This window comes from Flavobacterium piscis (genome assembly GCF_031457575.1).
In the GTDB taxonomy this organism is placed as follows: domain Bacteria; phylum Bacteroidota; class Bacteroidia; order Flavobacteriales; family Flavobacteriaceae; genus Flavobacterium; species Flavobacterium piscis_A.
Map to the genome: position 1 here is coordinate 1 of NZ_JAVDWQ010000007.1, position 20,669 is coordinate 20,669.

16 protein-coding genes and 3 tRNA genes are annotated in these 20,669 nt (G+C 33.4%); 11 read left to right on the plus strand and 8 right to left on the minus strand.

Annotated elements, in window-relative coordinates; genetic code table 11:
• Positions 1-139 precede the first annotated feature (139 nt).
• Complete coding sequence (locus J2W48_RS11335) at positions 140-571, plus strand: DUF5958 family protein (protein WP_310281348.1); 432 nt, start codon at positions 140-142, stop codon at positions 569-571.
• Positions 572-803: 232 nt separating this feature from the next.
• On the plus strand, positions 804-1,235 hold the full coding sequence (locus J2W48_RS11340) for a hypothetical protein (RefSeq protein ID WP_310281350.1): 432 nt from the start codon (positions 804-806) through the stop codon (positions 1,233-1,235).
• 269 nt (positions 1,236-1,504) lie between these two features.
• Here the strand turns inward: J2W48_RS11340 and J2W48_RS11345 are convergent, their stop codons facing one another.
• The 5 genes from J2W48_RS11345 to J2W48_RS11365 all read right to left on the minus strand — a co-directional run bounded on the left by J2W48_RS11345 (position 1,505) and on the right by J2W48_RS11365 (position 7,079).
• Positions 1,505-2,413, minus strand: coding sequence for an N-acetylmuramoyl-L-alanine amidase (locus J2W48_RS11345; RefSeq protein ID WP_310281352.1), 909 nt, complete (start codon positions 2,411-2,413; stop codon positions 1,505-1,507).
• A 42-nt stretch (positions 2,414-2,455) separates the two neighbouring features.
• Positions 2,456-2,974, minus strand: coding sequence for a hypothetical protein (locus tag J2W48_RS11350; protein WP_310281354.1), 519 nt, complete (start codon positions 2,972-2,974; stop codon positions 2,456-2,458).
• A gap of 41 nt (positions 2,975-3,015) precedes the next feature.
• Entirely contained in the window at positions 3,016-4,329 is a 1,314-nt protein-coding gene (rimO, locus tag J2W48_RS11355; protein WP_310281356.1) for a 30S ribosomal protein S12 methylthiotransferase RimO, read from the minus strand.
• Between the two features lie 214 nt (positions 4,330-4,543).
• The gene (locus J2W48_RS11360) at positions 4,544-6,046 is read right to left on the minus strand and encodes an OmpP1/FadL family transporter (RefSeq protein ID WP_310281359.1); all 1,503 of its coding nucleotides are present in this window, start codon (positions 6,044-6,046) and stop codon (positions 4,544-4,546) included.
• 40 nt (positions 6,047-6,086) lie between these two features.
• Positions 6,087-7,079 (minus strand): hypothetical protein, encoded by a 993-nt coding sequence (locus J2W48_RS11365; protein ID WP_310281362.1) that lies wholly within the window; start codon positions 7,077-7,079, stop codon positions 6,087-6,089.
• Positions 7,080-7,180: 101 nt separating this feature from the next.
• Here J2W48_RS11365 and proS point away from each other — a divergent pair, with 101 nt between their 5' ends.
• The 6 genes from proS to J2W48_RS11395 all read left to right on the plus strand — a co-directional run bounded on the left by proS (position 7,181) and on the right by J2W48_RS11395 (position 11,857).
• A complete protein-coding gene (proS, locus tag J2W48_RS11370) occupies positions 7,181-8,659 on the plus strand; it encodes a proline--tRNA ligase (RefSeq protein WP_310281364.1) in 1,479 nt (492 codons plus the stop codon).
• A gap of 77 nt (positions 8,660-8,736) precedes the next feature.
• Positions 8,737-8,808, plus strand: a tRNA-Glu gene (locus tag J2W48_RS11375).
• 38 nt (positions 8,809-8,846) lie between these two features.
• Positions 8,847-8,918, plus strand: a tRNA-Glu gene (locus J2W48_RS11380).
• 43 nt (positions 8,919-8,961) lie between these two features.
• Positions 8,962-9,033, plus strand: a tRNA-Glu gene (locus J2W48_RS11385).
• A gap of 36 nt (positions 9,034-9,069) precedes the next feature.
• Positions 9,070-9,321 carry a 30S ribosomal protein S20 gene (gene rpsT / locus J2W48_RS11390; RefSeq protein ID WP_007803459.1) on the plus strand — a complete coding sequence of 84 codons (252 nt, stop codon included), beginning with the start codon at positions 9,070-9,072 and terminating at the stop codon, positions 9,319-9,321.
• A 166-nt stretch (positions 9,322-9,487) separates the two neighbouring features.
• Positions 9,488-11,857, plus strand: coding sequence for a GAF domain-containing protein (locus J2W48_RS11395; RefSeq protein WP_310281367.1), 2,370 nt, complete (start codon positions 9,488-9,490; stop codon positions 11,855-11,857).
• On the opposite strand, the gene J2W48_RS11400 is transcribed toward J2W48_RS11395, so the two are convergent.
• A complete protein-coding gene (locus J2W48_RS11400) occupies positions 11,854-13,038 on the minus strand; it encodes a Pycsar system effector family protein (RefSeq protein WP_310281369.1) in 1,185 nt (394 codons plus the stop codon). The two genes, J2W48_RS11395 and J2W48_RS11400, sit on opposite strands and share 4 nt — an antisense overlap.
• A gap of 26 nt (positions 13,039-13,064) precedes the next feature.
• Here J2W48_RS11400 and J2W48_RS11405 point away from each other — a divergent pair, with 26 nt between their 5' ends.
• A complete protein-coding gene (locus tag J2W48_RS11405; protein WP_310281371.1) occupies positions 13,065-16,796 on the plus strand; it encodes a metallophosphoesterase in 3,732 nt (1,243 codons plus the stop codon).
• A gap of 9 nt (positions 16,797-16,805) precedes the next feature.
• Here the strand turns inward: J2W48_RS11405 and J2W48_RS11410 are convergent, their stop codons facing one another.
• Together J2W48_RS11410 and J2W48_RS11415 are read right to left on the minus strand one after the other, a co-directional pair.
• Entirely contained in the window at positions 16,806-17,666 is an 861-nt protein-coding gene (locus J2W48_RS11410; RefSeq protein WP_310281373.1) for an SdiA-regulated domain-containing protein, read from the minus strand.
• 11 nt (positions 17,667-17,677) lie between these two features.
• The gene (locus tag J2W48_RS11415; RefSeq protein ID WP_310281375.1) at positions 17,678-18,724 is read right to left on the minus strand and encodes a hypothetical protein; all 1,047 of its coding nucleotides are present in this window, start codon (positions 18,722-18,724) and stop codon (positions 17,678-17,680) included.
• Positions 18,725-18,819: 95 nt separating this feature from the next.
• Between J2W48_RS11415 and J2W48_RS11420 the strand changes: the two genes are divergently transcribed.
• A complete protein-coding gene (locus J2W48_RS11420) occupies positions 18,820-19,731 on the plus strand; it encodes an ABC transporter ATP-binding protein (RefSeq protein ID WP_310281376.1) in 912 nt (303 codons plus the stop codon).
• Positions 19,732-19,734: 3 nt separating this feature from the next.
• A complete protein-coding gene (locus J2W48_RS11425) occupies positions 19,735-20,571 on the plus strand; it encodes an ABC transporter permease (protein WP_310281378.1) in 837 nt (278 codons plus the stop codon).
• The last annotated feature ends 98 nt before the right edge of the window (positions 20,572-20,669 follow it).

A 20,669-nucleotide genomic window follows, 5' to 3' on the forward strand; every position in this document is an offset into this window, starting at 1 on the left:
GGTTTAACAGTCCTTGCCCGACAGCTCGGATATGCGCAAAGTTAGCGCGGAAATTCTTTCCGTGCCCGCAACAGTTAGACATCTAAATTAAAACTGGATCACCATCAATAACAATTTATCCACGATAATTATTTTTAAAATGTTAAAAATAAAAGATACAATACTTATTAATAAATATGGGCAGGGAATAACTGATATTTCTCCCATTTTAAGTCTATTTAAAAGTTTTAGTGTAGAAGAAAAGAGAGATTATCTTGAAGAAATAGCATCTCTTATTTTACAATCTAAGCCAAACAATAATGATATAGAGACTGCAATAAAAGAAAGCCAATTAAAGGCAACTTATACACCATGTGTTTTACTTACAAAAGGAGTTGAAAATCATAATTTAAAAAAAATAATCAATTTGCCAAAAACTGAATTAGAAAAGGTTTTGATGTTACTAATGAGTTTATTTAGAATAGCCTATCAGAGAAGATTTATTGAAGAGAAAAATAATTCTGGTAAATGGTGGTATTGGGATTTATCAGATGAACAAAAAGTTGAAATGATATTAAGAAATTATTTTTAAGAATACTACTTAGTCTCCTGCCCTCCAAAGTCTTCCTAATCAAAAGCTGCTCCGCTTTTATATATAGACCCAAGTGGCAATATGACACAACCAAATGGATCTGGCAAAGATTGTGTAGATTGTGGTTGGGGGTAGCTATTGGTAGTGCTATTGCTACTATAGGCCAAAACTGGGATATTGGCGAATTAAGGATTGGGCTAACAGAAATATTAATGGAGACAAGATTAGCGAATTGTGGAAAAGCAAAGTAAGTTTTAAAAATATCTTTGGCGGACGTAATAAAAACTCTGCTCCGCCTCCGCCACCTCCTAATTTGAGTAGTTATGTGAATCTGAATTCAGTCTCTGATTTCGCACAGGGTTTTGGAAAGATGGGTGTCCAAACTGTGATTGATGGCTTTGATTTAATATCGCCAGGTTTTAGTTCAACTTTTGATAAGTTTGGAGGTACAGATTATCTTAATTTAAGACCTACAGATAATCAAAAAGCAGGTTATTATACTGCTATGGCTCTTACATTTTTGTCGCCGGCGGGTGCGGAAGTTGGAGCTGAAAAGTTAACCGTTAAGGGATTAAGGAATATCCTTAAAGGAGGGAAGAGCTTATTAAGTGCAGGAGAATTAGCAAGGATGATACAATGCTCCAATTACATTGAAAAGCGATGATGTAATCCGTCAAAATATTTATATTTAATCGGGATTATCAGGGAACTATTTTAACCATAACCGATGAAAATACAGCTATGTTGAAAACGACTGTTTGATACCTGGGGAAGTCTGATTAAAGTATAGGATGGAGCGGGTGATTTTAATCTTTATCTTTATCAATCACTTGTAAGATGTACCCAATAGTTTGGTTTAATGCCTCATTATAAAATAAAATCGCATTTCTAAATTAAAATTAGAAATGCGATTTTATTAATTGTAAGTAACTTTTATTGCAATTGCTTTTTATAAATCGAATAGATTGTATCTATTGTTTTTCTATCTAAAGTTGAACTCATGTCGGTTTGAATATAATGTAGTTTAAATGCTATTATTGCCGCAGAAAGATTTTTAGTGTTGTATCCAATAATACGCAAAGCAGTTTCTATTTTAAAATCAAATGGAGCTTCTTCTAATATTTCATCTGGCCAAATTCCAAATCCTTTTTCTGCTAATGTTTTCCAGGGAAATAAAGCACTTGGATCTTGTTTTCTTCCTGGTGCAATATCAGAATGGCCTAATATATTTTGAGTAGGAATATTGTAATCTTTTTTTAATTTGGTCAATAAAGCCACTAAACTGCTGATTTGTGCTTCAGAAAAAGGTTCAAAACCATTATTGTCAAGTTCAATACCAATAGAACAAGAGTTTAAATCTGTGGTTTTTCCCCAGTTGGAGTTGCCGGCATGCCATGCTCTTAAATAATCATTAAGCATTTGAACTACTTTTCCGTCGTCAGAAATAATATAATGGGCACTTACTTGTGTTTTGGTCTTTGTAAAAGTACTGATTGTTTGTTGTAAAGAGTCTTGTGCAGTATGATGAATAATAATAAAACTAGGTTTTCTTAAATTAAAATTTACTGTTCCAATCCATTCGGTATTAATCCCATTTAATAATGGTGTTGAGCCGGTTTTAGATAAAGAATCTTTTATAATATGCAATTGTAGTGCATATAAACTGTCAATACTTAAAGGTGCAACAGGCGGTATAGGTTCTACTTCCTTGCTTGTAATTTGTTGTTCTAACGTTTTTAATTGCTGATCATAAATTTTTTCAGTAGCCTTGTAAGGGTTTTTTGTAGCGCAGGAAGTAATAATAATTGCTGAAATCAGGTAAAAAAGAGATCTTTTTAACATGGTGGTGAATTATATTGTGTGATTTTATTTAAGTTGAAACAGTTATTCTGTTGCTTTTATTGTTTCTGCTTCTTCTTTTATTTCTTTAGAATCTTTTTTCTTTTTTGACTTTGTTTTTTTTATTTCTTTGAAATTAGCCATAAAATTGGTGTATTTTTCTACTTGGTCAGGGTTTAAAAAAGCGGTTATTCTTTTTGTAGTTACTTCCCGAAGCGCTTTCATTTGCTCCATTTTCTGTTCCTGATTGCTGTTTTCGTTTTTTAATAATATTCCTTGTTCTCTCATGCTGTCTGCCAAAACATTCGTTATGGCAATTGCCTGCAGTTCATCAAGATTTACTTCGGGTTTCATTTGCTCCACAATTTTCGCTGCAGTTTCTTCAACCGGAATTTCTTTAGGTTTACTCGGTTGCTGACTACCCTGATCCATCATGCTTCTGTCTCTTCCCATTCCGCCGCCTCTTCCGTAACCATTATTGTACCCATTTCCGTATTGGGCAAAAACGGAGTTAAAGCAAAATAGGGAGAAAACCAAAATAAAGAAAAAGTGGATAGGTTTCATAAAGCGTCTTTTTAAGTTTAGTAAAAAAAGGTATTGTAAATTTAAGCAGGTTCTCCGTATAAATCAAATTCTGTTGCTTCTATTATCCTGATATTAACAAATTCGCCCGTTTTTACGTAATGTTTAGAGGCATCTATTAAAACTTCATTATCTACATCCGGGCTGTCAAATTCAGTTCTTCCTATAAAATGCGCACCCTCTTTTCTGTCGATAATACATTTGAAAACCTGACCTATTTTTTCCTGATTCAAATCCCATGAAATTTGTGATTGTAATTCCATGATTTCATTGGCTCTGGCTTGTTTTACATCATTCGGGACATCATCTTCAAGTAAAAAAGCATGAGTGTTTTCTTCGTGAGAATACGCAAAACAACCCATTCTGTCAAATTTCATTTCCTGAACAAAATCTTTAAGAATCTCAAAATCTTCCTGAGTCTCACCAGGATAGCCAACAATCAGAGTAGTTCTGATAGCCATTCCCGGAACAGCAGCACGGAAATCTTTTAATAATTGAGTAGTTTTAGCCTGAGTTGTACCACGGCGCATTGATTTCAAAATAGAGTCCGAAATATGCTGCAACGGAATATCGATATAATTACAAATCTTTGGTTCGCGTTTCATTAATTCCAAAACATCCATCGGAAATCCGGTTGGGTAAGCATAGTGCAAACGGATCCACTCAATACCTTCTACTTTCGCTAAAGCTTCCAAAAGTTCGGCAAGATTTCTCTTTTTATAAATGTCAAGACCATAATAAGTCAGGTCCTGAGCAATTAAAATCAATTCTTTTACGCCATTTTTAGCCAAACCCTGAGCTTCTTTTACTAATTTTTCAATTGATTGTGAAACATGGGATCCTCTCATTAACGGAATTGCACAAAAACTGCAGGGTCTGTCGCAACCTTCTGCAATTTTTAAATAAGCATAGTTTTTGGGAGTTGTGGTTAAACGCTCTCCTAATAATTCATGTTTATAGTCGGCTCCTAATGCTTTCAGTAATTGAGGCAATTCTGTTGTGCCGAAATATTGATCTACATTCGGAATTTCTTTCTCTAAATCAGGTCTGTAACGTTCAGATAAACATCCTGTTACAAAAACCTTGTCAACTAAACCTCTGTCTTTTTTATCAGCATATTCCAAAATCATATTTACCGATTCTGCTTTTGCATTATCAATAAAACCACAAGTGTTGATTACGATAATGTTTCCCTCTTCAGCTGCTGGAGCTTCGTGTTGTACATCTTTATCATTGGCGCGAAGTTGTCCCATCAGGACTTCACTGTCATACACATTTTTCGAACACCCAAGAGTGATTACGTTAATTTTGTTCTTTTTTAAAGACTTGGTTCTCATACTTTTATAAATTGGAGTGCAAAATTACACTTTTTTATCCAAACACCGTCTGTTTAGGTTTGTTTTAGGTGTTTTTCAGGAGCTATTTCCCGCTATTCGTTACAATCTTTTGTGCCGAACACCGGCACAAAAGGATTTTCACTTCTATCGGGGCTAAAAAAAATCCGTCAAGCAAAAACCTGACGGAAATTTTCATTCATCTATTTATTCTTAATTACAATTCAAATAATAAAGTCAACGAAACATTATTTAGTTTCGAAGATATGTTTGCTCCGTCAGTGAAGCCTCTGGCAAAAAATCCCTGATTCGATTTTCTTTCCGCGTAAGAATAAGCTAAATCTACTTTGGTAGCGCCAAAATTAAAGCCTAAACCACCAGAATAGCTATTTAAATCACCAATTGTTGTTCCGTTTTTATAAGGACTTCCTTCAAAACGATATCCACCGCGAAGGCTTAGTCGTTTTATTTTATATTCACCGCCAATTCTAAGTTCTCCATTATTGGTTAACTCATTGCTAATATCATTGTTTAGATTTCTAAAACCAGAATCATTTGTTGGTTTGTATTTTGTACTTGCATAATCTTTAATTGCATAGTCAATGCTGATTAACCCAGATTTTCCAAACACATAAGCAGCACTAAATGTTACTTTTCCAGGTGTTTGTAAGGTATATGAGTCGTAAATATTTATTATATTTGGATTGACATCATAGTCAAATGCCTGATTCGCATCATTTTCTGTAGTTGTATATAAACTTTGTGAGACTTCGTCATAAAGTTCATACCAGGTGTTCGATTCGTATGCTAAACCAACTCTAAATGATTCTGTCACTTTAGCAATAGCTCCTAATTGAAAAGAGAATCCATTTCCATAAGTATATAATTCATTGTTAAAGCGCAGATTTGAAATGGTTTCATTTGGCTGAAGTGCATTTAAATTAGACTCGTAAAAACTGCCCGATCTTCTGTAATCGGTAATGTGAACGTTTAAATTTGCGCCAATGTAAAGAATATCTTTAAATGATGTTGCTGCATTAAAGCTCAGCTTACTATTGTATCCTCTGGTGTAAACCTCGTTTTCGTGATAATAATTACCGCCGGCAGGAACATTACTAGTATATTGAGTGTTAGCATTGGTATTTGTAACTGGATTTATTACTCTTCCGTTAACTCCAAAGTAAGCCTGTTGTTCATCATAAAATAAATCTCTGTAGCTAAAACCATTTATATCACCTAATGGTATTCCGTTAGCATAAGCTAAAAAATAATCATCAACAGAATGAGTTGGATTGGTACCTGCAGAAAAAATATTATTATTGAAATTGTTTGTGTTTTCAAAATTAGCCCCAATAACAATTTTTTTCCAGTTGCTATTTGGATTTCGGTCATTAAAAACAAAGATACCACCAACCTGATTCATAATTAATGAATTGTCGCAATCTTCCGTTTGGTTGCCAAAATAATTTGAATTATTTTTTATGCTTCTATTGCTTAATGTAGCACCAAACTGATTATTAGAAAATATTGCTGAACCGGCCGGATTAACATTTATTGAAGATAAATCACCCCCTACAGCTCCAAAAGCACCACTCATGGCCCTAAAACGGGCAGTACCTGTAAGGTCATCTTGTGAATAACGAATGGCATCTGAGATTTCTTGCGAATAAAAGCTGTTAAAAGTCAGTCCTGTTATAACTAGGAAAAATATTTTTTTCATTGTTCAAGGTTTATTGAGTTTGAAATTTGATGAAAGAAAATTATCGTCTGCCTCCTCCACCGCCTCCTGAAGATCTTCCACCGCCACCGCCACCGGATGATCTCATGCTTCCTCCTCCGCTATTAGATGAACGTGATGGGCTAGGAGAGTAACTTCTGGTTTGAGATGAATTGTTGTTACTATTGTAATTACGATTGGTAGTGGTTGTGTTATTTGATGATGATCTTCTTGATGAATTATAAGTACTGTTATTGTTTTGAGTATTAGAACTTCTTCTGTTAGTAAAAGTAGGGCTTGAAGTCGAATTTCTGTTATTTATAGTACTGCTTCTTCTATCTGTAAAATTACTTGATCGATTAGTACTGTAACTTCTGTTTGTTGTATAGTTTCTATTGTTAGTACTGCTTCTGTTAGTAGAATAGTTTCTGTTTGTAGCATAACTTCTTCCATTATAGTATGCAGCAGAACCTCTGCGTCCTGAGTTGTAAGCATAATGTGAATATCCCGGTCTTCCGCCATATCCCCAATATCCGCCATATCCCCAACCGTATCCAGGACCCCAAAAACCACCACCGTATCCATAATATGGGTAGCCCCATCCGTATCCGGGATATCCCCAACCTCCGCCGTAACCCCATCCATAATAAGGATATCCAAATCCTAAACCAAATCCCATTGCCCAGGTTGGATCAGAATAAACATTTATGGAAACTTCTGAATTACTGCTTCCCCAGGCGGGATAAGCTGTAGCTTGTGTATTGTCATTTTCGGCATAATTACCGTACGAATCTACGTCTGTAAAAATTTCAGTTGGCTGATTATCATCTTGTAACGATCTGAAATAGTCTTTGTACTGATTATTTGTTTCAGTATTTGTTGATTGAGTATAGGAACTTCGTGTATTACCATAAACTCCATCATTATCATTATAGGAAGTATTTTGGTAAGAACCACACGATGTTAGGAGAAAACTCAGTAATCCAATAAAGTAGAAATGAGTTGTGTTTTGTCGGAGGGAAATATAAGTTTTCATATCTGTGGTGTTTTTTATTGTTGCACATTACAAAAATAGTTAGTTTTGCGTAACTATTTAGTTAAAAAAAATAAAACAAAATTTGTGCCAAACTATTCAATATGAGTAAGAACCTTACTACACGATCAGAAGATTATTCAAAATGGTATAATGAACTGGTTGTAAAAGCAGATTTAGCCGAAAATTCAGGAGTTAGAGGATGTATGGTTATTAAACCCTACGGATATGCTATTTGGGAAAAAATGCAGGCTGAATTAGACAGAATGTTTAAAGAAACCGGACATCAGAATGCGTATTTCCCTTTATTTGTTCCAAAAAGCATGTTTGAGGCTGAAGAAAAAAATGCAGAAGGATTTGCAAAAGAATGTGCTATCGTAACACATTACAGGTTAAAAAACGACCCGGATAAACCTGGTAAACTGATGGTAGATCCAAATGCTAAACTGGAAGAGGAACTTATTGTTCGTCCAACAAGTGAGGCAATCATTTGGTCTACTTATAAAGGATGGGTGCAGTCTTATCGGGATTTGCCTTTGCTAATTAATCAATGGGCTAATGTAGTGCGTTGGGAAATGCGTACAAGATTGTTTTTGAGAACTGCAGAGTTTTTGTGGCAGGAAGGTCATACGGCTCATGCTACTAAAGCTGAAGCAATAGAAGAATCTGAGAAAATGATGAATGTTTACGCTGATTTTGTACAAGACTTCATGGCTATTCCTGTAGTTAAAGGTATAAAAACCGAAACAGAACGTTTTGCCGGAGCAGATGAAACCTATTGTATTGAAGCGTTAATGCAGGATGGAAAAGCATTGCAGGCTGGAACATCCCACTTCTTAGGGCAGAATTTCGCAAAAGCTTTTGAGGTGAAGTTTGCAAATGCAGAAGGAAAGCAAGAATATGTCTGGGGGACTTCATGGGGGGTTTCGACCCGTTTAATGGGTGCTTTGGTTATGACGCACTCTGATGATAACGGATTGGTTTTGCCTCCTAATCTGGCACCTGTACAAGTGGTTATTGTTCCTATTTTTAAAACCGATGAACAATTTACTGAGATCAGTATTGCTGTAAATGAATTAGTGGCTAAACTAAGAAAACTAAAAATTTCAGTTAAATATGACGACAGAACAACTCAAAAACCAGGATTCAAGTTTGCTGAATGGGAATTAAAAGGTGTGCCTGTTCGAATTGCCGTTGGTCCAAAAGATTTAGAAAATGGAACTTTCGAAGTTGCAAGGCGTGATACGCTGACTAAAGAGATTGTTTCAGGAGAAGGAATCGTGACTTATATAAACGACCTGTTAGAACAGATTCAATCGGATTTGTTTAACAAAGCATTAGATTATCGTAATAGGCATATTACAGAGGTAAATAATTTTGAGGAGTTTAAGGAAGTTTTAGATGGTAAAGGAGGCTTTGTGTCAGCTCATTGGGATGGTACGGCAGCTACTGAGGAAAAAATAAAAGACTTAACTAAAGCAACAATTCGTTGTATACCTTTGAGTCATGTAGAAGAGGCGGGAACCTGTGTGTTTACTGGGAATCCTTCTTCAAAAAGAGTATTGTTCGCTAAGGCATATTAAAAAAAATGATTTTTTTTTACATCAACTATTGTACATCTTAAAAATAGTTGTATTTTTGCATCCGCATTAGAGAAGCAGGCCCGTTCGTCTATCGGTTAGGACGCATGGTTTTCATCCATGTAAGAGCGGTTCGATTCCGCTACGGGCTACTACTTTTATTGCAGATAATGTTCATTGAACTAAAAATGGCCCGTTCGTCTATCGGTTAGGACGCATGGTTTTCATCCATGTAAGAGCGGTTCGATTCCGCTACGGGCTACAAAATTCAATTTATTTAGATTGAAAAAACTTAGAAGGATACTGGTCCGTTCGTCTAGGGGTTAGGACTCCAGGCTTTCGTCCTGGTAACAGGGGTTCGATTCCCTTACGGACTACAAAAAAGAATTATAAAAAAGGTAAAAAATAATAAAATGGCAAATCACAAGTCAGCTTTAAAAAGAATCAGAAGTAACGAAAAAAGAAGAGTTCTTAACAGATACCAGCATAAAACTACTCGTAATGCTATCAAAGCGTTAAGATTAGCTACTGAGAAATCTGATGCTGCTTCTAAATTATCAACTGTAATTTCTATGATTGATAAATTAGCTAAAAAGAACATCATTCATGATAACAAAGCTTCAAACCTGAAGTCTAAATTAACGAAACATGTTGCTAAATTGTAATTAATTGCAATTTCCTAAATATATAAAAAGTCCTCTTTTGAGGACTTTTTTTGTTTAAAAAAATACAGTTCACTTCCTGAATCTTATAATAAGAAGAAATAAATAAGCTAAATGAACTATTAGATTGACATAATTACTAATTTTGTAAATCTAAACTACATTTCAGATGAATACTCATTTGTTTAAAGAAAGTCCTTTCAGAACTATAATATCGTTCCATAAACTAATTGAATCTTTCGAAGAAATTGCCTTGTCAGATGTTGATTACCGTTCTAATTATGCAAAAGCAATTCTTAAAGAAATTGACCATTTGCCGGAATTCAGAACTGGTATTGAAGATTATAAATTCATTCAAAAAAATGAAGTTCTGATAAAAAATTTACTGGCAGATTTGTTTCCAACTGCTTTAACGAATAACGAGATAAAAGCAGTTACAATTCCTTTTCAGAACTTAACTTTTAATTATACAGAGCGATTCAGGAAAATTTTGAGCAATGCAGGTTCAGAATTTGATATGGAAATTCGGGATTTTGATGAAGATCAGTTTTATATCAATAATTGCTGTTTGATTTTAGCGACTTATTATAATCAAAAAATTGATTTTAATAAACCTTTTTTCTATGATATTCCAGATGAAATAGGGGTGCTAAGGCATTATCGCATCTTGTATAATGCAGATTTTATAGAAATAATTCCTACTGAAAACTCAATACAACTTACTAAAGATGATATTGATTTGCTGATAGATAATTATAATGATATTGAACTTTGGAAATCAAAATTCCCGGCAGGAAGCTGGATTCTAAAAGGTTTCGGAATTGTTTCCTTATTTGATGCCACTACCGAAAATGCTATTTCAAATTTAAAAAGTAATTTATTAAAACCAGAAGATACAATTACCCCAACCGAAATTATAGAATCTATTTTTATATCGTTATTTAAAATTCCGGGCTTAAAATTCGGCTTTATAATTTACAATCCTGAAGAAGAGAAATTCAACAGACCTGCCAAATTTGATACCCAAATGCATAGTTTTTTACTTTTGAATGATCATGAAGTACATTGTAAAAATGCCTTATTTGGATGTTCTTTTGAAAATTTATTAGATAAAAAAGAACCTTTTGTGATTTCGAATGTAGAAAAATTTTCTCAGGAAGCAGGAAATGAAAGACTGGGTCAACATTTACTGGCTCAAAATATTGGCAGTTGTATTTTTGCCCCTATTATCAAAGATGATCATTTATTAGGTGTACTGGAAATAGTATCTCACAACCCAAGAGAATTGAATAGTGTAAACGCAACAAAGCTTGAGTTGATTTTACCTTATTTAACAGATACGATCGATCGTTATAATACGGATATGCAGCATCAGGTAGAAGCTATTATCCAACGGGAGTATACTACAATACACCCTAGTGTTTACTGGAAATTTAAAAAGGAAGCGCAGAGCTATTTTCAAAATATTAACCATTCCAAAGATTATATTTTTAAGGAAATTGTATTTAAAAATGTATTTCCGTTGTATGGGCAAATTGACATCAAGGGTTCCTCTGAGCATCGAAATGAAACAGTAAAAAATGATTTAAAAAATCAATTAACGGCTCTTTTGCGTATTTTTGAAAACCAGGATGCAAATACGAATCTGGTGCTTCTTGAGCAACGAAAATTTGAATTAGAATCAATGCGGCAAGAATTGGATCTTCCTTTGAAAGCTGATACTGAGCAACATATTCAACGCTACATTGAAGAGGAAATTCATCCAATTTTAAAAAACACCAAAGATACTGCTAAAAACGAAAAATTAGAACGGTTGTATTTTGAGAGCCTGGATGAAAAAACAGGAATGTTCTATCAAGACCGAAAGAAATTTGATAATGCAATGTCTATCGTCAATAAAAAACTGGCCACAATTTTAGACAGAAAACAATTAGAAGCACAAGAGATTTACCCACATTATTATGAGCGTTTTAAAACGGATGGTGTGGAACATAATTTATATATAGGAGCTTCTATTTCGCCAACAAAGCCCTTTGATATTATGTATTTGCATAATCTTCGTTTGTGGCAATTACAAACTTTATGCGAAATGGAATTAGAGCATCATCAGCTAAAATCGTCATTGCCGTATGAACTTGACGTGACTTCGTTAATTTTAGTATTCAGTTCAGCACTTTCTATTCGTTTTAGAATGGACGAAAAACGTTTTGATGTTGACGGAACTTACAATGCACGTTATGAAGTTGTAAAAAAACGTATTGATAAGGCTAATATAAAAGGATCAAAAGAGCGAATTACAGAAAAAGAAAAAATTACAATTGTTTATTCTCAAAATAGCGAAGAGGCAGAATATTTAAAGTATATCAAATATTTGCAGCATAAAAAAATACTGGAACCTTCAATAGAGCAATTTGCAGTTGAAGATTTACAGGGCGTTTCCGGATTAAGGGCAATTCGGGTAAAGGTGGTAAATAATACAATAAATTTAGCCTCTCAAAAAATTATTACATATCAGGATTTATTAGATGAACTCAATTAAAGCCCGGCCGTTTTAAAAGCGACTACAAAAGCTATTACAGTAATAATGATTCCGGCCATAAACAGGTTGTAAGCAATACGTAATAAATTGTATTTTCTTTGTAAAACCAAGCCGAGGTAATATAGATCTTTAATCATATTAGAATATAAATAATTACGATCTTTCATCATTTCATTCATTGCCCATTCGTATTCATTTAAGGGCATTTTGAAGAAATTTCCAAAAAACATCAAATTTACCTTTTTAGCCTCAACGTCTTCACGGGTAAAATAACCTGAAGTTACTTTCGGTCTTGTTGAAAGGATGGCGAAAATAATTGTGATTACACTGGACATCAGCATAATAAAAGTAGGGATTACCAAATGGGTATTCTTCGGACTGTCTAATTTTGGAATAATTGACGAAAGTGCAATCGAAATAATAATGGCATTTACAGATAACAATATATTGGCTTTGCTATCAGCAATACCACTTAAACGTGTATGATTTCCTAATGTTACACGAAATAAAGTATCAACGCCCCGATCAGTTTTTTCTGTTTTTTCTTTCTTTTTGCTTTCCTCTTCAATTTTTGCAGTCTCTTTTGTTTTTTGTTTTTTTATTTTTTTCTGAATGCGAATGAGGTTTTTCTCTTTTAATGGTTGCCAGTTTTTTTGAGCATATTCAGTATAAAACCGGTGTTTATTTAGTAAAAAATCAAAATTTTCTGTTGCCCATTCTAAATTAGAAAAATTAATATTTCCGATGTTTTGCAATTCAAGGCGTAATAATTCACATGTGGATACATATTCAGCACTAATAATGTGAATATAATCAGCGTCTTTTATTATCTTTTCTAAATGTGACTGTGGTAGATATTCTTTGGCAGTAGCCGTAATTAATTTTGAGACTTTAGCAATGAATTCCTCTGATTGATTTTTCTCTTTTAAAAATTCTGAGGCAATTTTTACGCTTTCGTTTTCATGGTTTTCAAAACCTTTTACATAGCCAGTGTCATGAAACCAGGCAGCTACTATAAGCAATTCTCTTTCGTCTGCATTTACTTTTTCATTATCGCAAAGTTCTTTTGTTGCATTAACCACACTTTGAGTATGATTAAAATTGTGATAAGAATATAAATTAGATAGTTTATCTTTGAGTAAATTACTGACGAATTCTTCGGATTGTTTAATTAGATTCATGGAGAATTTTTTTATACCACTAAATTATGAAATTGTTTTTGGATAATCATTTTATTGCTAAGATTAAAACCTTTTCCGCAATAATAATCTTATTATTTTTAATCTATTCCTGTGCCACACATCGTGCTCAATTTGGGAAAAATATTAGTATTAACGAAAACGAAAACGCTACAGATACCATAAAAATTGCACATACTTTTTATTTAGTGGGGGATGCGGGAAATTCTGATGAAGACCAAGCTCAAAAAACGCTTGAGTTATTGCATAAAAAATTAAAAAAGTCAGGCAAAAATGCCACTCTGTTGTTTTTGGGAGACAATATTTATCCCAAGGGTTTTCAGACGGATAATGCTGATGTTATAAAACAGGCAGAAATAAAACTTACCAATCAATTAAAACTTACAAAAAGGTTTAAAGGAAAAACAATTTTTATTCCTGGTAATCATGATTGGTATAGTGGTATAAAAGGACTCGAAAGTCAAGCGGAATTTGTATCTAACTATCTTAATAATAAAAAAGCTTTCTTACCTTCAAAAAGATGTGCCATTGAAGATGTAAAAATTGACAGTACAGCTACTTTAGTGACTATTGACAGTGAATGGTTTTTAGAGGATTGGGACAAACACCCAACAATTAATGACAATTGCGATATTAAAACCCGTGAAGATTTTTTTGATAGACTGGAAAATATCTTAAATAAAAACCAGGAAAAAACCGTTGTAGTGGCGATTCATCACCCTTTAATGAGTAATGGTACCCATGGAGGACAATTTTCTTTAGAAAAGCAATTATTTCCTTTAGAGCAAAAAATACCGCTTCCGGTTATAGGTTCATTTATCAATTTAGTACGAAAAACATCTGGCGTAAGTCCTCAGGATGTTCAAAATAAACAATACACCATTTACGCAAAAAGAATAAAAGCTTTGCTTCAGGGGCAAAAAAATGTAATTGTTGTTTCGGGTCACGATCATAACCTACAGTTTATTAATAAGGAGAATATTAATCAAGTTATTAGTGGAGCGGGGTCAAAATCTGAGGCTGCCAGAGCTGTAAACCCAAATGATTTTTCGTATGGCGGAAATGGTTATGCAACATTAACCCTGTTTAAAAGCGGAGATGCAAAAGTGCATTTTTTCGGAAACGAGAATAACAAAGAAAAATTGCTTTTTGAACGTGAAATTATAAAAGCCAAAGAAATCAACTGGGTAAAAAATGCCTCGAATGATTTTCCTAAAACAGTGACGACTTCTATCTATTCAAAAGAAATGACCCAAAAAAACGGGTTTCACAGATTTCTTTTTGGAAATCATTATAGAAAATACTACAGTTTGCCTATTGAAGCAAAAACAGCAGATCTGGATACACTTAAGGGAGGCCTTAAACCAGTAAGAGAAGGAGGAGGGCATCAGTCTGTATCGTTAAGAATGGTTGATTCTCAGAAAAGGGAATATGTAATGCGTGCTTTAAAAAAGAGCGCTACTCAATTTTTACAAACCGTTGCTTTTAAGGATCAATATGTTGTAAATGATTTTCAGGATACTTATGCCGAAGGATTTTTACTGGATTTTTATACTACATCACATCCTTATACACCATTTGCAGTTGGTAATATGGCGGATAAATTAGGTCTTGCACATACAAATCCGGTATTGTATTATATTCCAAAACAAAATGCATTGAAGGAGTTTAATTCGAATTTTGGAGATGCACTATATATGATTGAAGAACGTCCGGCTGATAATCATCTTGATGCTAAAAGTTTTGGAAAACCAACTGATATTATCAGTACTGAAGATATGATGAAAAATCTTCATAAGGATGAAAAGTACATAGTCGATGAAAAGGAATATATGAAAGCACGTTTGTTTGATATGCTTATTGGGGATTGGGACAGGCACGAAGACCAATGGCGATGGGGAGAATATAAAGAAGGAGGTAAAGTAGTGTACAGACCTATTCCGCGTGATCGTGATCAGGCATTTACCAAATACGACGGAACTTTACTTTCATTATTGATGAATATTCCTGTGTTGAGACACATGAGAACTTTTAAAAAAGAAATCGATAACGTAAAATGGCTGAATCGGGAACCTTATCCATTAGATTTGGCTTTTGTCAGGACTTCTGATAAAAATGACTGGGTCGCTCAGGCTCAATATATTCAGGAGCATCTTTCGGATCAAGAGATAGACAAAGCTTTTGATAATTTGCCTAAAGAGGTTCAGGATGAAACTATTGAGGAAATTATACAAAAATTGAAAAGTAGAAAGAAAGAGCTTCAAAAATATGCAGCTGTCTATTCTGATGTTTTATCACGCACTGTAATGATAGCCGGAACAGACAAAAAAGATAAGTTTGTGCTAAATCATAATGCAAAAAAAAGTCTCGAACTAAAAGTTTATCGCATCAAAAAAGACGGCGAGGAATTAATTTATACTAAGACCTATAGTGATAAAACAACCAAAAACCTTTGGATTTACGGATTAGATGGTGATGATGTTTATGAAGTGAATGGAGATCAAAAATCCAAAATTTTAATTCGATTGATTGGGGGGCAAAACAATGATTTGTATACCATTGCGAATGGAAAAAGAGTGAGGATTTATGATTTTAAATCAAAAATAAATACTTATAATCTGGATAAGAAAGCACAAACCAATCTTACGGATGATTACGATGTGAACTTGTATAATTTTAAAAAACCAAAATATAATGTATTTTCAGGTTTGCCAACAGCGGGGTTTAATCCTGATGATGGCGTAAAATTAGGGGTCAATATTAATTATACTGTAAACAATTTCAAGCAAAATCCCTATACCCAAAGACATGTCGTAAATGCATATTATTACTTTGCAACCGGAGGCTTTGAGTTAGATTACACTTCTCATTTTCCTGGCTTATTAGGAAATTGGGTAATTGATGTTGAAGCAAAATATACAACACCCAATTTCGCCATTAATTATTTTGGATATGGAAATAAAACCGAAAATAATGATCAGGATCTGGGAATGGATTATAACCGCGTTCGCATCCAGAAATTAAAAGTAGCACCAGCAATCAGGCATGTAGGGCGCCATGGAGGTGAATTTGCTTTTCAGACGGTTTTTGATCAGATGGAAGTGGAAAATACAGAAGGACGATTTATTAATTCACCCGGAATTGTGAATTCAAAAATTTTTGGAAACCAACAATATGGTGGTGCAAAAATGCAATATAGTTTTAAAAATGCCGATTTTAATTCAAAACCAACTTTAGGAATGGGATTTTTGGTTGCAGGAAGCTGGACTACAAACTTGAATGACACCAAACAAAACTTTCCTGCTTTAGAAAGCAATTTAAGTTTTGTTCATAAAATTGATTCAGAAGGAAAATTCGTTTTTGCCACAATTTTTAAAACCAAAGCTATCTTAAATAATAATTATGAATTTTATCAGGGTGTGACATTAGGTGGAGATAAAGATTTACGTGGATATAGAAACGAACGATTTTTAGGAAATACTTCATATTCGCAGAGCAGTGATTTGCGTTATAGCATTGGTAAAATTCGCAAGACTATCGTTCCGTTAACTTATGGAATTTTAGCCGGATTTGATTATGGACGAATTTGGTTAGATGGTGAGGATTCAAAAAAATGGCACAATGACTTTGGTGGCGGAATCTGGCTTAACGGAATCAACGTAATAACCGCAAGGATTTCTTATTTCAAATCACCGGATGAAGTAGGGCGGGTTGTTTTAGGTGCTGCTTATAGTTTTTAAGGCTTATCGTTATTTCAGCTTAAATTCATAAACATTCCCATTCAATTTATTTGTCTTTTCATCAGCAATGAGCAAAGTATTATTATCTTTAAAAACAACAGATTCTTTTTGAGAAAAATGATTCAGGCTGATTTCGGTTTGAGTTCCTTTATGAAATTGATCATCCTGAAAATTCTCAAATAAAACAATTTTATCGTGACTTAATACTACTACTTTTTTACCATCCGGACTAATTGTGGCGCTGGTTAAAACGCAGTGGTTATAATTATCACAAGTTTTGAATTCGCCCATTTTAATTGCTTTTTGAATTCCGGGAGCATTTAATATTTTGTAAATAAAAGCAGTTCCGTCAAAACCTTTGCTTCGGTTTTTGGTAAAAAGGTAAAAGTAATTCTGGTATTCGAAAAAGCCTTCGACATCGTAGAACATTTCTTTTTTCTTTGGAGGAAACTCATTTTGCTCCGGATATGAGAATGAAATCTTATATTCAGCTACTGCATTTTCTTTATTTAATTCATTATTATTGATTTTATAAATGCACAAATCCCTACGTTTATTGTCATTGTTGCCAAAATCGCCTATGTATAAATTATTGTTTTTATCTTTTGTGATATCTTCCCAGTCAATATTTTCGGCATTTGTAATGGTAATTATTTTTTCTAATTGACCTTCAGAATTCAATGCGTAAATTTTATTAGGATTTCCCCTGTCTTCCAGAGTATATATCAGTTTAGATTCCGGGAAATAGGTGATTCCGGAAACTTCTTTTAGTTTTTTAGGAAGTGAATACAATGTTTTTAAATCAGCATTTGATTGTTGTTGGCAAGCTAATAATATAGCAGAAACGGCTAATAAAAAAGGCTTTTTCATGTGTAAATCAATTAAATAGTGTTTTTAAAATTACGAATTATAAATTCAAATGCAGCAAACATAACATGCCCCATTGATTTTGCATTTTTAAACTTCATATCATTTGTATAACGGTACAATTCCATTTTTAGTTGATTTAAATGTTCATCAGTTGAAATAGTGTCATGACACATAATGTTCAATAATTTATTGACTCTGTTTTCGGCAGAGTGAATTCGCTTTGCTAAAATGGCCCGTTCTTCATCTTTATATTGAACAATTGAACGCTCTTCGAGTTTTTCCTTAATTAATTTTATCATTGGATAATTTTCCTTAAAAAACTGAGGGCGATACACTTTAAAGTTGCCTTCATAACACTGTTGATCAAAATCTATCGGGCGAATTTTATAGACTACCTGATCAAAATCATGTATGGGGACAATTACGTAGTTATAGGCACGCATATCGCCTAAAAGCCGAATCATACAGCGTTCATTAAACTTTACAAATTCTTTAGCTATCTGGGATTTTTCGGTTTCGGTGCAGGTTTCCAGTAAAGTATCCATAAAAACATCTCCGGGAATTCCGATAATATGTTCCTCAATTAAAGTATCATTATAAACCAGAAAATTGATTTTATCCGGTGAAAGAATATCTTCCAGCTCCAGACCGTAAATCCTCGATGCATCAGCCTTTTTGATATAAAAATGAACATAGTTGTCGTTCAGGATATTCCTGACTTTTATTCGGAAAGGTTTTGAGTTTCCAAACGTACAATAATCAATCGCATCAATATTGAGAAACTGAATGATTTCGCTGTTTCCATCAGAATGTAAAAGGGAATATATTTTTTTAAGATTTAAATCGATTTCATTTCTTTCAAATTCATTATAATAAACCCTAATCCATAAGGTATCAGTGTTATTCTTGTCATATACATTTACAGATCCCGAAAAGCGCAATAAATCATCATAGAACACAGATACTTTCGAAATTCGCTCGTATCGTTCTAAATAATTTAAAAGGGATTGTGTTAAAGGATATGAAGGTTTTTTTAACACCATTAAAGGTTCGCTCATTTTGAATATCTTTAATGCAAATTTACATTAATTTATATTCAACCGTAACAAAAATCAAGTTGAAACGTCTTACTAAAAACTAAAAACGAAATAATTTGGAAACCATACTTACTATTGAGAATCTTCATAAAAGATACGGGCGAATTCAGGCCTTGAAAAATGTATCTTTTGAAATACAAAAAGGCCGTGTTTATGGCATCCTGGGGCCAAACGGAAGCGGGAAATCAACTACTTTGGGAATTGTACTGAATGTTGTAAACAGAACATCTGGAAATTACAGTTGGTTTGGCGGAACAATGCAAACGCATGATGCCTTAAAAAAAGTTGGTGCCATTATAGAAAGACCAAATTTCTATCCTTACATGACGGCAGAAGAAAACCTGAAACTTGTCTGTAAAATAAAAAGCATCAATTATTCTAAAATAAACGAAAAGCTGGATTTAGTTGGTTTAACCGAAAGAAAACACAGTAAATTCAGTACTTTTTCGTTAGGAATGAAGCAACGTCTGGCCATTGCTTCGGCACTTTTAAACGATCCCGAAATTTTAATTTTGGATGAACCTACGAATGGTTTAGATCCACAGGGAATTCATCAAATTCGGGATATTATCAGGAAAATTGCTTCACAGGGAACTACTATTTTATTAGCTTCACATTTATTGGATGAAGTTGAAAAAGTATGTTCGCATGTTATTGTTTTGCGAAAAGGAGAAATCCTATATTCAGGTTCAGTTGATGGAATGTCAGCTAATGAAGGTTTTTTTGAACTTCAGGCTGATGATAATGTAGCTTTGAAAACAGTTTTAAAGGAGCATTCAGCCATTGATAGAATCACCGAAGAAGAAGGGAAAGTCCTGGTTTATTTAAAATCAGATTTATCAGCTTCAGAACTGAATCAATTTTTATTTTCTAAAAACATTGCATTATGTCATTTAGTGAAACGTAAAAATAGCCTAGAAGCCCAGTTTTTAGAATTAACCAAAAACGCAACTCCCAAAAACAACTAAACCATGAACAGACTTATCTCTATAGAATTACAAAAAATCTGGAAAAACAAAGCCAGTAAAGTACTTACATTAACTTATTTTATCCTGCTTTCTTTTATCGCTTTAATTGCTTCCATAAAATTTGATTTAGGAATTTTTAAATTTCATTTGGCTGAAATGGGAATCTTCAATTTTCCGTTTATATGGCATTTTAATACTTTTATCGCTGCTTTTCTAAAGTTTTTCTTGGCTATAGTTATTGTTTCCATGATGGCAAATGAATACAGTTATGGGACTTTAAAACAAAATTTAATTGATGGCTTAAGCAAAAAAGAATTCATTTTATCAAAATTCTTAACAGTTGTATTATTTGCTTTATGTTCTACTATATTTGTATTTGTGATGAGCTTAATTTTAGGATTGTGCTTTTCATCTTACACGGAAATTGGAATCGTTTTTACTGATTTAGAATATCTTTTTGCTTTTTTTGTAAAGCTGACAGGTTTCTTTTCCTTTTGTTTGTTTTTGGGTATTTTGGTAAAACGTTCTGCATTTGCATTAGGTTTTCTCTTGGTTTGGAGTATTGTTGAAGGGATTATAAAAGGGATTTTAGCGTTTAAAATCTTTCCGGATAGCAATACAGATGATTATATTATGCAATTTCTTCCTTTAGAGGCAATGTCAAATTTAATTATTGAACCCTTTTCCAGATTATCTGTAATAAAAACCATTGGTAATCAAATAGGTGTTGCAGGAGCGAAAGATTACAGTGTGCATTGGTTTTCAATTGTGATTGTTTTAGTATGGACTTTTTTGTTTGTTTATTTCTCGTATAAATTGTTGAAAAATAGGGATTTATAGTGTTTTTTTGGTGTTGTAATTTCTTTTAGGAGATCTGAACAGGAGTTTTTCTAAAATATGTAAAAGATTATTTTAGTTTAAAAGGTAATGTAAAAATT